A 17,673-nucleotide genomic window follows, 5' to 3' on the forward strand; every position below is an offset into this window, starting at 1 on the left:
CTACTTCTTTTCCGGCAGGGCGGGGAACTCGGCGTTGGACGGCATGGCAGGCGCGTCCCAGCCGCGTTCCTTGGCGATCTGCGCACCGGCCAGCGTCTCCGGCGCCGCCGACGGGCCGTCGAGGTCGGCTTCGCGACCCTCGAAGAACCCGGCGAGCTGGAGCTCGGCCTGCTTGAAGTCGGTGAGCGGGGCGCCGCGGGTCGGGGCGGGCTTCTCCCCCGCCTGCAACGCCTTCACGAGTCCCAGGGCCTTCTCGGGCGTCTGGTTGTCGTAGAACTCGTAGTTGACCTGGAGCACCGGGCCGAGGTCGCACGCGGCGAGGCACTCGGCGTGCTCCAGCGTGATCGAGCCCGGCGTGCCCGGCTCGCCCGCGGTCTCCTCGTGGCCCACGCCGAGGTGCTTCTTGAGCGTCGAGTAGATGTCGTCGCCGCCCAGAGCCGCGCACAGCGTGTTGGTGCAGACGCTCACGAGGTGCTCACCGCACGGGCGGCGCTTATACATCGTGTAGAACGTCGCGACCGCGCTGACCTCGGCCTCGGTCAGGTCGAGCTGCCCGGCGCAGAACCGGATGCCCTCCTGGGAGACGTACCCCTCGACGGACTGCACGAGGTGCAGCATCGGGAGCAGCGCGCTGCGGGACTGCGGGTAGCGGGCGATGATCGCCTGCGCGCGGTCCACGGAGGACTGGTCGAACGTGGTGTTCTCAGCTGCCTGAGTCATCGGTCGCAACCACCCATCACCGGGTCGATCGAGGCGACGGCGGCGATCACGTCGGCGACCATGCCGCCCTCGCACATCGCGGGCATCGACTGGAGGTTCACGAAGCTCGGTTCGCGCAGGTGCACGCGCATCGGCCTGGTGCCGCCGTCGGAGACGACGTGGTAGCCGAGCTCGCCGCGCGGCGACTCGACCGGCACGTAGACCTGGCCCGCGGGAACCTTGAAGCCCTCGGTCACCAGCTTGAAGTGGTGGATCAGGGACTCCATGGACTGGCCCATGATCTTGCGGACGTGCTCGAGCGAGTTGCCCATGCCGTCGCTGCCGATCGTGAGCTGCGCGGGCCACGCGATCTTCGCGTCCTCGACCATCACCGGACCCGTCGGCAGGCTCTTCACGACCTGCTTGATGATCTTCAGTGACTGGTGCATCTCCTCGAGGCGCAGCAGGTACCGCGCGAAGCAGTCCGCCGCGTTCGAGGTCGGGACGTCGAAGTTGTAGTTCTCGTAGCCGCTGTACGGCTCGACCTTGCGCAGGTCCCAGGGCAGGCCCGCGGAGCGCAGGATCGGGCCGGTGATGCCGAGCGCGAGGCACGCGTCGACGGGCAGGTAGCCCACGCCCGCGAGGCGATTGCGCCAGATCGGCTGGCCGGTGAGCAGCTTGTCGTAGTCGGGAAGCCGCTTCTCCATGATCTTCACGAAGGCGTTGATCTTCTCGACCGCGTCCGCCGGCAGGTCCTGCGCGAGGCCGCCGGGACGGATGAACGCGTGGTTCATGCGCAGACCGGTGAGGTGCTCCAGCAGGTGCAGCGCTTCCTCGCGCTCGCGGAAGCCGGAGGTCATGCCCGTGAGGGCGCCGAGCTCCATGCCGCCGGTGGCGAGGGCGACGAGGTGCGAGCTGATGCGGTTGAGCTCCATCAGCAGCACGCGGATGGCCTGCGCCTTGTCCGGCACCGTGATGCCGAGCAGCTTCTCGACCGACATGCAGTACGCGGCCTCGTGGTGCAGCGGCGCCAGGTAGTCGGTGCGCGTCACGAACGTGACGCCCTGGACCCAGTTCCGGTACTCGACGTTCTTCTCGATGCCGGTGTGCAGGTAGCCGATGACGCTGCGGGCGTGGGTGACCGTCTCGCCCTCGAGCTCGAGCACCAGGCGGAGCACGCCGTGGGTCGAGGGGTGCTGCGGGCCGAGGTTCATGACGATGCGCTCGTCGTGGACCGCGTCCGCGAGGACCTCGTCCCAGTCGCCGCCGGTCACCGTGTAGACGGTGCCCTCGGTGGTCCGGCGCGAGTCCGCGACCTCCGGGGTGTTCGGGCTGGTGTCGACGTCGTCCGTGCTGTCGCTACCGGTCGCGCTGGTGTTCGTCCCGGTGGTGACGTCGGAAAGCCGCTCGGTCATGAGTAGGACCGCCTCTGGTCCGGCGGAGGAATCTCCGCGCCCTTGTACTCGACCGGGATGCCGCCCAGCGGGTAGTCCTTGCGCTGAGGGTGGCCGTCCCAGTCGTCCGGCATGAGGATGCGGGTCAGTCCGGGGTGACCGTCGTAGATGATCCCGAACATGTCCCAGGTCTCGCGCTCCTGCCAGTCCGCCGTCGGGTAGACCTCGACGAGGCTCGGCACGTGCGGGTGCTCGACGTCGACCGCGACCTCCAGCCGCACGCGGCGGCGGTACGTCATCGACGTGAGGTGGGTGACCGAGTGCAGGCGCTGCGGCACGTCGGCGCCGTAGTCCACACCGGACACCGAGCTGCAGAGCTCGAAGCGCAGCGACGGGGTGTCGCGGAAGATCCGCGCGACCTCCGGCAAAGTCTCCGGCCTGAGGTAGAAGGTGATCTCGCCGCGGTCGACCGTCACCTGCTGCACCGTGTCGGCGGGCAGGCCCTTGTCGCCGATGGCGGCGAACAGCTCGTCCGCGACCTCGTCGAACCAGCCGCCGAACGGGCGCTCGGACGGCGCCGCGACGTGGGCGGGCAGGCGCAGGCCGCCGAAGCCGGACGTGTCACCGGAGCCGGTGACGCCGAAGAGGCCCTTGCGCTCCTTGCCCGCGAGGATCGGCGCCTTCTCGCGCGCCTCGACGGGGTTGGTCTTCTCGAGGTCCTCCCCAGCGCGGTTGACGCTGGAGTGCTCTCCCCCTGGCTCGGTCACTTCTTCCTCGCAAAACGCTCGGACGACGGGATGAGATCGGTGCGGTAGCCCGAGTCGGCGAGCGCCTTGGCGCGCACGGCGCCCAGCGGCTCGTCCATGATCTTGGCGTGGATCTTGAGGATCGCGTCCATCAGCATCTCCGGCCGCGGCGGGCAGCCCGGCAGGTACATGTCGACGGGCACGACGTGGTCGACGCCCTGCACCACCGCGTAGTTGTTGAACATGCCGCCGCTGCTGGCGCACACGCCCATCGCCAGCACCCAGCGCGGCTCGGGCATCTGGTCGTAGATCTGCCGCAGGACCGGCGCCATCTTGTTGGTGACGCGGCCGGCCACGATCATCAGGTCCGCCTGGCGCGGTGAGGCCCGGAAGACCTCCATGCCGAAGCGGGCGAGGTCGTAGCGCGGACCACCCGTCGTCATCATCTCGATGGCGCAGCAGGCCAGGCCGAAGGTGGCAGGCCAGAGCGAGGACTTGCGGGTCCAGTTGACCAGCTTCTCGACGCTGACCAGCAGGATGCCGTTCGGGAGCTTCTCCTCGAGACCCATGACTTCCTCAGTTCCAGTCGAGGCCGCCGCGACGCCACACGTAGACGTACGCGAAGCCGACCGTGGCGACGAACAGGACGATCTCCACCAGCCCGAACAGGCCGAGCTTGTCGGCCGCTACGGCGAACGGGTAGAGGAAGACCATTTCGATGTCGAACAAGATGAACAGCATCGCCGTCAGGTAGTAGGCGACGGGCATGCGCCCACCACCCACGACCGGCTGCGGGCTCGGCTCGATGCCGCACTCGTACGCGTCGAGCTTCGCCTTGTTGTAGCGGCGGGGTCCGATGTAGGGAGCTGCGGTCACCGAGAACAGCGCGAACGCCCCGGCAAGCGCGAACATCAATACGAGGGGGAGGTAAGGGTCAAGCACGCTCCGTCGTCCTTTCCTCGCGGTCGACCGCACCCTAAGGGTGTTGTTCTCCGACTCGTTTGTTAGGCGAACCTAACAAACGCTTGTGAAACAGTTCACAAGCTTGTTCACACTGTTGTGAAGTGATTCACAAGGTCGCTCGCCAGTGTAGAACGCCTGTAAATGACCTGGATCACAGGGTCTGACCTGGGGGTTTAACTTGACGGACACAAACGAAACGGCACCGGCTCGTATTGAGCCGGTGCCGTCACCTATTCGGAGTAATTTACGCCGTCGGAGCGAGCTTCGTGGCGGCCACGATCAGCTTGTCCATTGCGTCGCCGTCCTTGGGGTCGTAGAGGCCCGCAAGTAGCTTGAGCACGAGTTTCATCAGGCGTTTCCGCGGCATTCCGTACTTCGTTGCGGTCCGCATGATCGCCGGGTTACCGATGAGCTTCGAGAAGACGTTCCCGAGCCGGTAGTAACTGCCGAGCGCCTCCTCGATCCGCACCGGGTAGCCGTGCAGCGCCCGTTCACGGTTGACGCCGGTCCGCGCGAGGGCCTGGACGATCGACTCGGAGGCGATCTTGGCCGACTCCATGGCGTAGCCGATGCCCTCGCCGTTGAAGGGGTTGACCATGCCGCCCGCGTCACCGACGAGCACCAGGCCCGCCCGGTAGTGCGGCTTGCGGTTGAGCCCCATCGGCAGCGCGGCGCCGCCGATCCGGCTGGTGGCGTTCTCCTCGCGGAAGCCCCACTCCTCCGGCGTCGCGTCGAGCCAGCTGCGCAGGAGCTGCCGGTAGTCCGTGGTGCCGTAGGCCTTGGACGTGCTGAGGATGCCGAGGCCGACGTTCACGCTGCCGTCGCCCATGCCGAAGATCCAGCCGTAACCGGGCAGCAGCTGCCCGTCCGGCGCCCACAGCTCGAGGTGGCTCTCGAGGTAGTCGTCCTTGGTGCGCGGGCTGTTGTAGTAGCGGCGGACCGCGACGCCCATGGGCTTGGCGTCGTCCTTCTGGAGGCCGACGCTGAGTGCCAGGCGCGCGGAGACGCCGTCGCAGCCGACGACGATGGGGGCCCTGTAGGTGACCGGGTTCTTCTCCGGTCCCTGCTTGGCCTCGACGCCGACCACGCGGCCGTTCTCGATGATGGCCTTCGTGACGGTCGTGTGCTCGTGCATCCGCGCGCCGGCGGCCTTCGCGGCGTTCGCGAGCATCTCGTCGAAGTCCATGCGCGGCCGCACGACGCCGTAGTTCGGGAACGTGGCCAGGTCCGGCCAGTCGAGCTCCATCGTGACGCCGCCGCCGACGACCCGGAGGCCCTTGTTGTGCAGCCAGCCGTTGCTCTCGCGGGTGTCGATGCCCAGGTCGATGAGCTGCTTGACGCCTCGCGGGGTCAGGCCGTCGCCGCAGACCTTCTCCCGGGGGAAGGTGCTCTTCTCGAGGAGGAGGACGTCGAGGCCCGCCCTGGCGAGGTAGGTGGCCGCGGTCGAGCCCGCCGGTCCAGCGCCGACGACGATGACGTCGGCGTCCTCGTTGATCCCGCGCCTGCTCATCCAGACTCCCTGCGTGTACCGGTTGCAGCTTCTGTTTCTGACTCTAACCGGACGTTGCTGAGGGTTCTGTGGGGAGCGGGTGCGGGTCGGCTTGTGTGGGCTGGTGGCGGTCCCAGCGGGGTTGGTCGCGTTTGTGGGGTCGGGTCGCCATGCCAGGCTGCCTGCACAAGCGGCTTGTGCGTGCGGCTGTCCTGTTGGCACCGCGCGCCGGGCCTGCGTACGTGCTTGCGGCGGGAGGGCGCGTGCCCGTTCCTCGCGGCTTGCCCCTACGCCTCGGCGGGCTCGTCCGCCTTCGGCTTCGGCTTGGTGGCGCGGTGCAGCGCGACCATGCCGCCGGTCAGGTTGAACCAGGCCACGTCCTCCCAGCCCGCCTGCGAGATGAGCTCGCCCAGGGCGCGCTGGTTCGGCCACGTGGCCATCGATTCGGCCAGGTAGGAGTATGCGACCGGGTTCGAGGACACGAACTTCGCGATCAGCGGCAGGAGCTTGAGCAGGTACCGCATGTAGACGAAGCGGAACGGCTTGAAGACCGGGGTCGACACCTCGCAGATGACCATGCGGCCGCCCGGCTTGGTGACGCGCGCCATCTCCTTCAGGGCGGCGACGGTGTCGTTGAAGTTGCGGATGCCGAAGGACACCGTGACGGCGTCGAACGAGTTGTCCTTGAAGGGGAGGCGGAGGGCGTCCGCCGCCACCTTCGGGACCCGGCGGTGCGCGCCCGAGGCGAGCATGCCCACGGAGAAGTCCGCTGCCACGCACCAGGCACCCGAGGCGGCGTACTCGACGGTGGAGACGGCGGTGCCCGCGGCGAGGTCGAGGACGCGCTCACCAGGGCGTGCGTCGAGCACGCGGCGGCTCCACTCCCGCCAGCGGCGGTCGAAGCCCAGCGTCATGACCGAGTTCGTGCGGTCGTAGCCCTTGGCCACGCCGTCGAACATCTCGGCTACCTCGCGCGGGTTCTTGTCCAGGCCGGCTCGCGACATGACTAGAGACTAAGTCAGGGTCGCTGAGATCATCTTCAGGGCACCTTCAGCGCGGTGAGCATGCCGGTGACGGCGGTGTGCCATGGGTACTGCTCGGCGCGGGCCCTCGCGGCCTCCCGGGAGCCCGATTCCAGCAGGTGTCTGGCCGCGGTGGCGAAGGCCTCGGCGTGGTCGTCGACGGCCGCGCCGCAGGAGGGTTGGACTATCTCCTTGAGGGCGCTGCTCTGGCTCACGACCACCGGGGTGCCGCTGGCCAGGGCTTCGAGGGCGGCCAGGCCGAAGGTCTCGTGCGGGCCCGGTGCCAGGGAGAGGTCCGCCGACGCCAGGAGCGAGGCCACGTCGAGGCGTGACTTCACGAAGCCGAGGAAGGTGACCGGCAGGCCCGCCGCGCGTTTTTCCAGGGCGGTGCGTCTCGGGCCGTCGCCGGCGATCACCAGGCGGGCCGAGTGGCCCTGTTCGTGGAGTTCGGCGAGGGTGTCGACGGAGCGTTCGACGTGCTTCTCGGGTGAGAGACGTCCACAGTGGATCAGCAGGTTCTGCTTGCCCTGCAACAGGTCTTGGCGGAGGTCTGCGGAGTGTCTGCTCGGGGTGAACGTGGCCAGGTCCACGCCGAGCGGGACCTGGGTGACGTTCGTGGCGCCGATGCGGTCGAACTCCTCGCGCGCGAAGCCCGTCGTGCAGACGACCGTGTCGTAGGAGGCGGCCATGCGGCGGTTCGCCCAGTCGGCGCCGCGTTCGGCCGGGCTCTCCGGCAGCACGAACCGGAGCAGGCGGTCGAGGCGTTCGTGGGAGATGACGACGTTCGGGATGCCGTGCTCGCCCGCCCAGGCGCCCATGCCGCGAAGGGTGAGGCGGTCGGAGACCTCCAGGCGGTCGGGTCTCAGGTCGTCCACCAGGGACTTCACCCGCCACGGGTCGACCACGCGGTAGCCGCCGGTGTACGGGATCTTGAGCGCCGGGAGCGTGATGCGGCGAACGCCGCCGGGCAGTTCCTCGTCCGCCGCGCGGGCGCCGGGCACGACCAGCACCACCTCGTGGCCGAGCTGGCTGTAGCCGGTGCCGAGGTGGTGCAGTGCCGTGCGGAGACCGCCGGACTTCGGTCCGTAGAAGTTGGCGAGCTGGACGATCCTCAAGCGGCCGCCTGGTGGGTGAGTCCCATGACCGCCGCGTAGTGGCCCATCAGCTGGTCGCAGATCGCGGGCCAGGTGCGGGTGAGCACCGACTTGCGGGCGGCCAGGCCGAAGCGCCTGCGGCGCAGCGGGTCGCGCAGCAGGTCGACGTACTGGGTGATGTCGTCGTCGAACAGGTAGCCGGTGCGGCCGTGGTCGACCAGGTCGCGGGGTCCGCCCGCGTTCGGTGCCAGGACCGGGAGACCGGTGGCGAGGGCTTCCTGGACGGCCTGGCAGAACGTCTCGTGCGGGCCGGTGTGGATGAAGACGTCCAGTGACGCGTAGGCCTCGGCCAGCTCCTGGCCGGTGCGGAAGCCCAGGAACTCGGCGGCCGGCATGTCCTTCTCGAGCTGCTCGCGGTCCGGGCCGTCGCCGACGACGCGGAGCTTCACGCCAGGCAGGTCGTGCAGCTCCCTCAACCGCTGCACCTGCTTCTCCGGGGCCAGCCGGCCGACGTAGCCGATGGTCAGCTCGTCGTTGTGCCTCTGACGCGGGTGGAAGAGGTCGATGTCGACGCCCCTGCCCCACCTGTGCACGCGCGGGACGCCGTGCTCCTCCAACGCTTCCACCGCCGAGCTCGACGGGGCGAGCGTGCGGTCGGCGAGCGTGTGCAGGCGCTTGGTCCACCGCCACGCGGCGCGCTTGGTGAGGCCGAGCCCGTAGTTGCCCGCGAACCCGGCGACGTCGGTCTGGTAGACCGCGACGGTCGGGACGTCGAGCTTGCGCGCGGCTCTGAGGCCGTACGCGCCGAGCACGAACGGGGAGGCGAGGTGCACGACGTCGGGCCGGAAGTCCGCGAGCGCGTGCAGCACTCTCGGGCCCGGCACACCGATGGGGAGGCTCGTCACCAGCGGCACGTCGACGGAGGGGACCCTGACGACGGGCGTGCCGTGGTGTTCTTCCGCGCCGGCGCCGGGCGCGACGACCAGGGCCTGGTGGCCGCCTCTGCGCAGGTGCTCCAGCACGCGGAGCACGGAGTTGGTGACGCCGTTCACCTGGGGCAGGAAGCTCTCGGTCACGATCGCTACTCGCACACCGACACCTTGAGGTGCCCGCATGAAGTCCGCGTGACGCACGATTTGACGCGGACGGAACACCTCACGTCGTGGCCAGGTGATCGTCGATTCGTCATCTGCGCTTCGGTTTCCGGACACACGACGCGGTGAAACTAGGCCAGCATGACCGTCTTGTCGTCCCGTCCCGCGCACCCGGTGGACCCCGGACTCGTGTCCATCGCACTGGAAGTGGCCGGTCGCCTGGCGAACGACGCCTCGGACGTCATCATGGCCACCGCCGGCCGCGGCGTGCGTCCCGACTCCGGCGAGTCGCCGTTCGACTGGGTCACCGACACCGACCGCACCCTGGAACGCCACACCCGGCGCGTGCTCACCGCCGAGTTCCCCTCGATACCGGTGTTCTGCGAGAACTCCGACGACGTGACCGGTGACTCCGAGTTCCGCTGGGTCGTCGACCCCGTGGACGGCACCGCGAACTACACGGCGGGCATGCCCTGGTGCGCCTACAGCCTCGCGCTGGTGGACCGCTGGGGCCCGGTCGTCGGCGTCGTCGCGGACCCGTACCGCTCGCAGATCTACGCCGCCGCCCGCGGCCGCGGCATGCGCGCGAACGGCACCCCGGTCCGCCTGACCGAACGACAGGGCGACTCCCTGGTCGTGTGCACCGAGATGACGCGCACCGGTCCGTGGCCGGGCATGGGCGAGTTCATCTCCACGGCCGCGATAGCAGGCACGGGCGTGCGCGTCCTCGGCTCGAAGTGCCTGGCCGTCGCACAAGTGGCGCTGGGACACGTGGCCGCCGCCGTGCTGCACGGCTACCACGAGTGGGACGTGGCCGGTGCGGTCTCGTTGGCCGTGGAGTCGGGTGCGGTCGTGCTCGACAGACGCGGCGAGGGCGCCCAACTACCCGTGGACGGACTCCTGGTGGCCGCGCCGGAGGCGGCCGACGAGGTGCTGAGCTGGTGGCAGTCGGCGCTTCAGGTCGACAGCTGAGGGAGCTGCTTCTCCAGCACCTCGAGGTGCGTGCGCGCCTCGTCCAGCTCCGGGTGGTCGAACATCTGCAATGCCACCCGCCCCACCTCGTTCTCGAACGCGTGGAAGTCGTGCGTGGCCTTCAGCAGCCGCTGGTAGACGGGGTGCTGCCGGTCGACGGCCCCGAGCGCCCGCCCGAGCTGCGCGATGCCGCGCACGTCGTCGAGTTCCGTCACGAGCTTCTCGGTGATCCGCGGCAGCCACTCCTTGGCGGGCGAGTTGGGCACCGTCTGCACCGCGGCCGACACCCGGCGTGTCGACTCGGCACAGCGTTCGACCAGGTCGGACCACATGTCGTAGGGCTGCTGCGGGACCGGCGGGTGGTACATCGGCGGCGGCACGTGGCGCGGCTGCCGGACCGCGTTGCGGATGGCTCCGACGACCGTGCCGACGACGGCTCCGGGGATGCCTCCGAACAGGAAGGAGACGAAGGCGATCGCGATGAAGGTGACGAACACCGACGAGTCGGTGTCACTCGGCGTGGACACGTCGATGACCGTGGTGAGGGCGCCCATGAGCAGGGTGCCGATCAGGGCACCCCAGAGGGCTGAACGGACGACCACCATGCTTTCGATCGTGCCACGTTCACCGGCTGTTCGTGGCGTTGTCTGAGATCACGGTATGTGTATCTCAGCTCGGCCCGCTCCGCTCAGGCGTCGAAGTCGACCGTCACGGACTCGCTCGTCGGCAGTGCCTGACAGGTCAGCACGAACCCCGCCGCCACCTCCGACTCGTCGAGCGCGTAGTTGCGCCGCATCTCGACGGTGCCCTCCGTGACGAGCGCACGGCACGTTCCGCACACACCGCCCTTGCAGGCGAACGGCAGGTCGGCGCGCACGCGTTGGGCGGCGTCCAGGATCGGCTCGTCGGCGGGCAGCGGCAGGGTGGTCGTCTTGCCGTCCAGCACGACCGTCACCGAGGCGGCGGCGTCCACCACGGCCTCCTTGCGGCGCGGTGGGGGCGGCGGCTCGTCGACGTAGAAGAGCTCGTGGTGCACGCGGTCTGGAGCAACGCCTCGATCGCGCAGCACGGCCGTGGCGTCCTGCACCATCTCGTAGGGGCCGCACAGCCACCATTCGTCGATGGCGTCGAACGGGACGACGCTGCCGAACAGGGCCGTGAGTTTCGAAGCGGTCAGGCGGCCCGTGAAGAGTTCCACGTCGCGCGGTTCGCGGGACAGGACGTGGATCAGCTGGAACGCGGCCGGGTAGCGGTCCTTCAGGTCGGCGAGCTCGTCGGCGAACATCACCGTGTTGGTGCTTCGGTTGCCGTACAACAACGTCACGCGCGCGCCCGTGGCGAGGACCGTGGCGGCGATCGACAGGGCCGGGGTGATGCCCGAGCCCGCGACGACCAGGCCGTGGTGGGTGCCGGTACCGGACGGCGTGAACTTGCCCAGCGGTGGCAGGACTTCGAGCACGTCGCCGACGGCGACGCGGTCCACGAGCCACGTCGAGAACTGGCCGCCGTCGACGCGTCGCACGCCGATGCGCGGGGCGGCGCCGGTGGGCGCGCAGATCGAGTACGAGCGGCGTTCGTCGCCCTGGCGCAGGGTCAGGTACTGGCCCGCGGTGAAGGCGAACTCGTCCGCGAGGTCCTCCGGCACGGTGAAGGTGACGGCCACGGCGTCGTCGCAGAGGCGGTCGACGCTCGCGACCGTCAGCTTGTGGAAGGCAGCGCGGCGGGCCACTCAGATCTCCTTGACGTGCTCGAACGGTTCGGCGCAGGCGTGGCAGCGGCGCAGGGCCTTGCACGCGGTCGAGCCGAACCGGGAAATCTCCGACGTGTTCGGCGAACCGCACTGCGGGCACGCGACCTGGCGTGACGGCGGCACGAGGTTCAACGGGACTGGGCCCGCGGCGACGGGGCCGATGCGCGCCGGGGGTGCGATGCCGGCCTCGGCCAGCTTCGCGCGGCCCTCGTCGCTGATCCAGTCCGTGGTCCAGGCCGGGGAGAGCGACAGGCGCACCTCGACGTCGGTGAAGCCCGCGCTCACGAGCGATCGGCGCAGGTCGGCGCCCATCTCGTCGATCGCGGGGCAGCCCGAGTAGGTCGGGGTGATGGTGACGACGACGCGACCGTCCTCTTCGGACACCTCGCGCAGCACGCCGAGGTCCGCCAGCGTGAGGACCGGGAGTTCCGGGTCCCGCACGGCCGACGCGACCTCCAGCGCCGTCGTCACCAGACGGCTCCGGGCAGCGAGCGGTGCAGGTGCTGCATCTCGGCCAGCAGGTAGCCCATGGCCTCGGTGTGCACGCCGTCACGACCCGCCATGCCCGCCACCCGTGCTGCCTTCGTGTCCGCGGGACGCGTGAGGCCGGCGGCGTCGAGAACCGCCTCCAGCACACCGTCCACTTCGGACCGCAGTGACGCCGGGTCGACGGCCACTCCGGCCAGCACGGTGTCGACGGAATGCGTCGCGAACAGCTCGTCGACGAACGGCCACACGCGGTCGAGGCCCGCCTGCATGCGGCGGTGCGACTCGTCCGTGCCGTCGCCGAGGCGCACGGTCCACTGGGCCGCGTGGTCGCGGTGGTAGGCCAGTTCCTTCAGGCCCTTCTCGGCGATCGCCTTCAGGACCGGGTCGGCCGAGCCGCGCAGGCGGGAGAAGAGCGCGAGCCGCCACGACGAGAACACCAGCAGGCGCGCGATGGTCGTCGCGAAGTCGCCGCCGGGGCCCGGCCCGCAGTCGATCTCGGCCAGGTGCACGTTGCGGAACTCGCGTTCGTCGCGCAGGTAGGCGAGCTCGTCCTCGTCCTTGCCCAGCACCTCGCCGGCGCGCGTGAGCAGCATGCGCGCCTGGCCGAGCAGGTCCAGGGCGATGTTGGCGAGCGCGATGTCCTCCTCCAGCTCGGGAGCGCGCGAGCACCACTCCGCGAGCCGCTGGGAGCAGATCAGCGCGTCGTCGCCGAGCATCAGGCAGTACGCGGCGAGCGCGTCCCTGTCGACGCCCGCGGGGAACTCGCGGTTCACGCCGGACAGGGCCTCCGAGAAGCCCGTTCCGAACGCCCAGTGCGCGTCCTCGCCACCCAGCAGCGACTCGTAGGCGTTGTCGAAGCTCATAGGTGCGGCACGTCCTCGGGGATCGCGTAGAACGTCGGGTGCCGGTAGACCTTGTCCCCGGACGGCGCGAAGAACGGGTCCTTCTCGTCCGGCGAGGAGGCCGTGATCTCCGTGGCGGGCACGACCCAGATCGACACGCCCTCGTTGCGACGCGTGTAGACGTCACGGGCGTTGCGCAGCGCCATCTCGGCGTCCGGCGCGTGCAGCGAACCGACGTGCACGTGGTTCAGGCCGCGCTTGCCGCGCACGAACACTTCCCACAACGGCCACGACGTGCTCACGCGGCACCTTCCTTACGTGCGTCGTGCTTGGCAGCGTGCGCGGCGGCGGCCTCACGGACCCATGCGCCGTCCTCGTGCGCCTTGCGACGGTGGGCGATGCGCTGCTCGTTGCAGACTCCGCCACCCTTGACGACCTGCCAGAACTCGTCCCAGTCGGGCGAGCCGAAGTCGTACTGCCCGCGCTCTTCGTTCCACTTCAGCTCGGGGTCGGGGAACGTCACGCCGAGGGCCTCGGCCTGCGGCACGCTCATGTTCACGAACTTCTGCCGCAGCTCGTCGTTGGTGTCGCGCTTGATCCGCCACGCCATGGACTGCTCGGTGTTGGTCGACTCGGCGTCCGGCGGGCCGAACATCATCAGCGCCGGCCACCACCAGCGGTTCACCGAGTCCTGGACCATGTCCTTCTGCTGCTGGGTGCCGCGCATCATCGTCATGAGGAGCTCGTAGCCCTGACGCTGGTGGAACGACTCTTCCTTGCAGATTCGGATCATCGCGCGCGCGTACGGCCCGTAGGACGTGCGGCAGAGCGGCACCTGGTTGCAGATCGCGGCACCGTCGACCAGCCAGCCGATGACGCCGACGTCGGCGAACGTGAGCGTCGGGTAGTTGAAGATCGAGGAGTACTTCTGGCGGCCCTCGATGAGCTTGGTCGTCAGGTCCTCGCGGTCGGCGCCGAGCGTCTCCGTCGCCGAATACAGGTACAGGCCGTGCCCCGCCTCGTCCTGCACCTTCGCCAGGAGGATCGCCTTGCGGCGCAGCGAGGGCGCGCGGCTGATCCAGTTGCCCTCCGGCTGCATCCCGATGATCTCGGAGTGCGCGTGCTGGGCGATCTGCCTGATCAGAGTCTTGCGGTAGCCGTCGGGCATCCAGTCGCGCGGCTCGATGCGCGATTCGGCCTGCACGGTGCGCTCGAAGCGCAGCTCCAGGTCATCCGCCATACACCGATGTTACATCCGGGCGCCGAACCTGCGTAGAACTGTCACAACCGCGGCGATGACGATCCAGACGGACACGAGGAACGTTCCGACGGGGAGCAGGGACAGCACGGCGGTCCGCCCGGCGACGCGCGTCAGTTCGGGGTTCGTCTGGTCGTACTCGACCCGCACGTTGTCCCCGACCTTGAGTCCGTCCGGGTAGAGCACGCCCTGGGACGGGATGATCACGCGCCCGTCCGGTGTGGCGTAGCGCACAACCGTCCGGTTGAAGGACACGGAGTCGACCTGCGCGACCGCCTGCCCCATCGACCGCTCGATGGCCACGTCGTCCCGCCAGCACGCGATGGGCAGAAGCACGCACACGAGCGTGATCACGCCACCGACGACGAACAACGCTCTGCAGACCGCACGGCGGACGCGTACACCGCGGGGCGTCTTGGTCACTGCGTCCTCCACCACAACTGAGAAGTCTAGAGCCGGGCGGATGCCGCGCTTTCAGGTTCATGTCCATACAGTCGGACTGTGACCTCTGCACCGACATCGAGAGCACGGCAGCGAATTCGCGTCCGGTCGAAGCGGGACACCGCCGGTGACCTGCTCGGACTGCTGCCGGATCCGGAGCGCGCGCTCGCCTGGGTGCGCGAGGGGTCCGGGCTGGTCGGCTGGGGCGAGGCCGCGCGGTTCGAGGTCAGCGGCCCCGACCGGTTCGCGAAGGCCGACAAGTGGTGGCAGGAGTTCGTCTCCCACCTCGACGTGGACGACGAGCTGGGCGTACCGGGCAGCGGTCCGGTGGCGTTCGTCTCGATGGCGTTCGCCGACTCACCGGGTGACTCGGTGCTGATCGTGCCCGAGGTGGTCGCCGGGCGGCGCAACGGTGAGCAGTGGGTCACGACGATCGGCGCCTCCGACCCGGCTCCGCACGTCGCGCCTCTCTCACGCCCGACCTCCGTCCGTTACTCCAACGGGCAGCTGCCGGTCACGCAGTACCGCGAGGCCGTGCGCGAAGCCGTGCGGCGGATGCGCGCCGGCGAGCTGGACAAGGTGGTGCTGGCGCACGACCTGATGGCCGTGACCGACAAGCGGCTGGACCAGCGGTTCGTGCTGCAGGGGCTCGCGCGGCGTTATCCCGAGTGCTGGGCCTACGCCGTGGACGGCCTGGTCGGCGCCACGCCGGAACTGCTGCTGCGCCGGACCGGTTCGGTCGTGGACTCGCGGGTGCTGGCCGGCACGACGTGGCCGCACGACGGCATGTCGGACGAGGAGCTCGCGGCGGCGTTGATGTCGTCGGAGAAGAACCTCGAAGAGCACGACTACGCGATCCGCTCTCTCGCGGACACCCTGCGGCCCTTTTGCACGACCATGTCCGTGGAGGGGCCCTCGGTCCTGAGGCTGCCCAACGTGTCACACCTGTCGTCTGACGTGATCGGCACGCTGGAGTCGTCCGTGTCGCTGCTGCACCTCGGCTCGGCGGTCCACCCGACCGCCGCCGTGGGCGGAACGCCGCGACTGGACGCCACCCGGCTGATCTCGCAGCTGGAGGGCATGGACCGCGGGCGTTACGCGGGGCCCGTCGGGTGGATCGACGGCAACGGCGACGGGGAACTCGGCATCGCCCTGCGGTGCGCGCAGATCTCGGGGTCGACGGCCCGGTTGTTCGCGGGGTGCGGGCTGGTGGCCGACTCCGATCCGGACATCGAGGTGCAGGAGGCGCACGCCAAGATGCGCCCCATGCGCGAGGCCCTCGAAGGCATCTGACCGTCTATCCGTGCGGCCCGCCGCTGACGTAGATCACCTGACCCGTGACGTAGTCGGCGTCTTCCGCCGTGAAGAACAGCACGGCACGTGCGATGTCATGTGGCGTGCCAACACGCCCGCGTGGGATCGACTGCCGCTGCACCTCGATGTGCTCGTCGAGCGTGCGCCCCGCACGGGCCGCGGACACCTTGGTCATCTCGGTCACCACTACACCGGGCCCGATCGCGTTCACCGTGATGCCGAACGGCGCGAGGTCCAGCGCCGTGGCGCGGGTGAAGCCCTCCAGGCCAGCCTTGGCGGCGACGTAGTTGGCGCGGTCGCCGTCGACCAGCGCCGAGATGCTGGAGATGTTGACGACGCGACCCCAGCCCGCCTCGCGCATGGCCGGCGCTGTGGCCTTGAGCATCAGGAAGCTACCGCGCAGGTGGGTGGCCATCACGGAGTCCCAGTCGGCGAGCGGCATGTCGAGGACCATGTTGTCCCTGGCGAACCCGGCGTTGTTGACCAGGACCTCGACCGGGCCCAGGGTGGCGGTGACCTCTTCGACGGCCTGGGTGACGGCGTCGGGGTCGCTGATGTCCGCCTGCACGGCCATCGCCGTTCCGCCGGACTCCCTGATCTCGTCGGCCACGGCTTGCGCGCGGTCGCTTCTGTCGACCAGAGCCACCCGGTTTCCTTGGGCTGCCAGGGCTTTTGCTGTTCCGGCGCCAATTCCGGAGCCTGCGCCGGTGACGAGCGCGACACGAGAGTTCACCCGTTGATCGTGCTCGTCGCCGGGGTTGAGGGCCACTGAGTTTGCGGCGGTCAGTCGCCGATCACCGGCGGGGCGACCATGCGGTCGTCGTCGAAGTACTCGTCCGTGGGCACGAGGTAGTTCGACTTGTGCTCCTTGTCCTCCTCGCCGTTGCCCGCGCCACCGCCCATGCCACCCGCGCCGGCACCTGCGGCGCCGGGCCTGCCCGTGCTGCCCGCGTTGCTGCCGCCGCGGGCGGTTCCCTCCGGGCCGTGGGCGACTCCGGCGGCGCCGCCGGGGTTGGAGGGGCCGAAGGTGCCGCGGCCCGCCTGCGAGCCGGCGTTCGGGCCGAACCCGCCTGCTCCACCTGCGCCGAAGCCGCCGGCACCGCGACCACCTGCGCCGGGGCCGAACGCACCCGCGCCACGTCCGCCGGCGCCTGCCGGGCCACGGCCGGTCCCGCCCTGCCCGGTAGGGCGGGGGTCGTTCGGCCACATGCCGGGCGGGAACGGGCCGGGGCCGGGAAGCGGCGGCCTGCGGTCGCTCGGGTTGCCACCGTTGGGGAGCTGGCCCGGTCGGGTGGGCTGGGTGGTCGGCGGCGCGACCCACGAGGGGTTGGTGGTGCCGTTGTTCTGGCCCGGGTTGCCGATGGGCGGGGTGCCCGCGACGGGGTTGCCGACAGCGGGGTTTCCGACGGATGCGATGCCGGTGGAAGAGTTGGCGGTGCTCCCCACCTGCGAGGACGGCGTCACCGAACTCGTGGTGTGCGCGTACGTCGTGCTGCTCGTCGTGGTGACCCCCTGGTCGCCATTGGGCAACTGAGGGGCCTCCTCGAACGTGGGCATCGTCGCGGCGGCCGCGGCGAGCGAGTTGTCCCGCTCCTGCATGACCCGCTCGGCCTCCTGCTTGGCGGCCTGCGACTTCTCCCGCTGAGCAAGCATCTCGAACGGCGCCGCGGCCATCTTGAGCGGGTTCAGGCTGGTCGCGGCGTCCTTCAGCATCTGCTGCGGGTTGTACGGGACTTCCTGGGGGAACTTGTTCTTGGTGGCTTCCGCGGCCTCCACCTGGCGGTTGATGACGCCGCTGGTCGCCGAGAACGAAGCCGACAGCTGGTCGGTGAAGTTGCCGACCTTCGTCAGGGCTTGGGAGGCTGCGGCGCCCGCGCTACCGGTCCAGCCGGCCCGCAGGCCGTTGACCACGGTGTTGAGTCCGACGGCGACGTCGACCAGTTCAGTCGAGATCGACTTCCACATCGCCGCGATCTTGCCCGCCTCACCCGGATCGTTGCCGTCCATCGCCTGCTGGTGCATGGCGGCGTGGCTGTGTCCTGGGTAGTTGGCGGTCGGCTGTGGAACCTGCGGTCTGTCGTACGCCATCGGTCATCCCTTCGAACT

The 17,673-nt window shown here is 69.7% G+C and carries 20 protein-coding genes; 2 read left to right on the forward strand and 18 right to left on the reverse strand.

From position 1 onward, the window contains the following. The 9 genes from nuoE to BMY74_RS14320 all read right to left on the reverse strand — a co-directional run bounded on the left by nuoE (position 1) and on the right by BMY74_RS14320 (position 8,498). Entirely contained in the window at positions 1–720 is a 720-nt protein-coding gene (nuoE, locus tag BMY74_RS14280) for an NADH-quinone oxidoreductase subunit NuoE (RefSeq protein ID WP_089915522.1), read from the reverse strand. Then, positions 717–2,114: an NADH-quinone oxidoreductase subunit D gene (locus BMY74_RS14285; RefSeq protein ID WP_089915527.1), complete on the reverse strand. Its 1,398-nt coding sequence runs from the start codon at positions 2,112–2,114 to the stop codon at positions 717–719. The genes nuoE and BMY74_RS14285 overlap by 4 nt, the downstream gene beginning before the upstream one ends. Next, positions 2,111–2,860: an NADH-quinone oxidoreductase subunit C gene (locus BMY74_RS14290; protein ID WP_089915530.1), complete on the reverse strand. Its 750-nt coding sequence runs from the start codon at positions 2,858–2,860 to the stop codon at positions 2,111–2,113. Before BMY74_RS14290 ends, BMY74_RS14285 begins: the two co-directional genes overlap by 4 nt. Then, on the reverse strand, positions 2,857–3,408 hold the full coding sequence (locus BMY74_RS14295) for a NuoB/complex I 20 kDa subunit family protein (protein ID WP_089915533.1): 552 nt from the start codon (positions 3,406–3,408) through the stop codon (positions 2,857–2,859). Before BMY74_RS14295 ends, BMY74_RS14290 begins: the two co-directional genes overlap by 4 nt. 7 nt (positions 3,409–3,415) lie before the next feature. After that, complete coding sequence (locus BMY74_RS14300; protein ID WP_030478224.1) at positions 3,416–3,781, reverse strand: NADH-quinone oxidoreductase subunit A; 366 nt, start codon at positions 3,779–3,781, stop codon at positions 3,416–3,418. A 265-nt stretch (positions 3,782–4,046) separates the two neighbouring features. Next, positions 4,047–5,312 (reverse strand): geranylgeranyl reductase family protein, encoded by a 1,266-nt coding sequence (locus tag BMY74_RS14305; protein ID WP_089915536.1) that lies wholly within the window; start codon positions 5,310–5,312, stop codon positions 4,047–4,049. 266 nt (positions 5,313–5,578) lie between these two features. Beyond that, positions 5,579–6,295 carry a demethylmenaquinone methyltransferase gene (locus BMY74_RS14310; protein ID WP_089915539.1) on the reverse strand — a complete coding sequence of 239 codons (717 nt, stop codon included), beginning with the start codon at positions 6,293–6,295 and terminating at the stop codon, positions 5,579–5,581. A gap of 35 nt (positions 6,296–6,330) precedes the next feature. Then, positions 6,331–7,428, reverse strand: coding sequence for a glycosyltransferase family 4 protein (locus tag BMY74_RS14315; RefSeq protein ID WP_089915541.1), 1,098 nt, complete (start codon positions 7,426–7,428; stop codon positions 6,331–6,333). Next, positions 7,425–8,498, reverse strand: coding sequence for a glycosyltransferase family 4 protein (locus tag BMY74_RS14320; RefSeq protein WP_218159617.1), 1,074 nt, complete (start codon positions 8,496–8,498; stop codon positions 7,425–7,427). The genes BMY74_RS14315 and BMY74_RS14320 overlap by 4 nt, the downstream gene beginning before the upstream one ends. Before the next feature lie 144 nt (positions 8,499–8,642). Between BMY74_RS14320 and BMY74_RS14325 the strand changes: the two genes are divergently transcribed. Continuing rightward, positions 8,643–9,473, forward strand: a complete 831-nt coding sequence (locus BMY74_RS14325; protein ID WP_089915543.1) for an inositol monophosphatase family protein — start codon at positions 8,643–8,645, stop codon at positions 9,471–9,473. Here the strand turns inward: BMY74_RS14325 and BMY74_RS14330 are convergent. From BMY74_RS14330 to BMY74_RS14360, 7 genes are all read right to left on the reverse strand, one after another. Beyond that, complete coding sequence (locus BMY74_RS14330) at positions 9,458–10,078, reverse strand: hypothetical protein (RefSeq protein ID WP_089915546.1); 621 nt, start codon at positions 10,076–10,078, stop codon at positions 9,458–9,460. The two genes, BMY74_RS14325 and BMY74_RS14330, sit on opposite strands and share 16 nt — an antisense overlap. 83 nt (positions 10,079–10,161) lie before the next feature. Next, entirely contained in the window at positions 10,162–11,202 is a 1,041-nt protein-coding gene (paaE, locus tag BMY74_RS14335) for a 1,2-phenylacetyl-CoA epoxidase subunit PaaE (protein ID WP_089915547.1), read from the reverse strand. Next, positions 11,203–11,694 carry a 1,2-phenylacetyl-CoA epoxidase subunit PaaD gene (gene paaD / locus BMY74_RS14340; RefSeq protein WP_089915550.1) on the reverse strand — a complete coding sequence of 164 codons (492 nt, stop codon included), beginning with the start codon at positions 11,692–11,694 and terminating at the stop codon, positions 11,203–11,205. After that, a complete protein-coding gene (paaC, locus tag BMY74_RS14345) occupies positions 11,691–12,575 on the reverse strand; it encodes a 1,2-phenylacetyl-CoA epoxidase subunit PaaC (protein WP_089915553.1) in 885 nt (294 codons plus the stop codon). The genes paaD and paaC overlap by 4 nt, the downstream gene beginning before the upstream one ends. Further along, entirely contained in the window at positions 12,572–12,856 is a 285-nt protein-coding gene (paaB, locus tag BMY74_RS14350) for a 1,2-phenylacetyl-CoA epoxidase subunit PaaB (RefSeq protein WP_089915556.1), read from the reverse strand. Before paaB ends, paaC begins: the two co-directional genes overlap by 4 nt. Then, positions 12,853–13,794 (reverse strand): 1,2-phenylacetyl-CoA epoxidase subunit PaaA, encoded by a 942-nt coding sequence (gene paaA / locus BMY74_RS14355; protein ID WP_089915559.1) that lies wholly within the window; start codon positions 13,792–13,794, stop codon positions 12,853–12,855. The genes paaB and paaA overlap by 4 nt, the downstream gene beginning before the upstream one ends. 9 nt (positions 13,795–13,803) lie before the next feature. Further along, positions 13,804–14,235, reverse strand: a complete 432-nt coding sequence (locus BMY74_RS14360; RefSeq protein ID WP_245786112.1) for a DUF3592 domain-containing protein — start codon at positions 14,233–14,235, stop codon at positions 13,804–13,806. 78 nt (positions 14,236–14,313) lie between these two features. On the opposite strand from BMY74_RS14360, the gene BMY74_RS14365 reads away from it, so the two are divergent. Next, the gene (locus BMY74_RS14365) at positions 14,314–15,546 is read left to right on the forward strand and encodes an isochorismate synthase (protein ID WP_089915565.1); all 1,233 of its coding nucleotides are present in this window, start codon (positions 14,314–14,316) and stop codon (positions 15,544–15,546) included. Positions 15,547–15,550: 4 nt separating this feature from the next. On the opposite strand, the gene BMY74_RS14370 is transcribed toward BMY74_RS14365, so the two are convergent. Both BMY74_RS14370 and BMY74_RS14375 read right to left on the reverse strand, forming a co-directional pair. Next, positions 15,551–16,300 (reverse strand): SDR family NAD(P)-dependent oxidoreductase, encoded by a 750-nt coding sequence (locus tag BMY74_RS14370; RefSeq protein WP_089915797.1) that lies wholly within the window; start codon positions 16,298–16,300, stop codon positions 15,551–15,553. Positions 16,301–16,350: 50 nt separating this feature from the next. Continuing rightward, complete coding sequence (locus BMY74_RS14375; protein ID WP_143091568.1) at positions 16,351–17,655, reverse strand: hypothetical protein; 1,305 nt, start codon at positions 17,653–17,655, stop codon at positions 16,351–16,353. Positions 17,656–17,673: the final 18 nt, after the last annotated feature.

The organism is Lentzea albida, assembly GCF_900111005.1.
Classification (GTDB): Bacteria; Actinomycetota; Actinomycetes; order Mycobacteriales; family Pseudonocardiaceae; genus Lentzea; species Lentzea albida.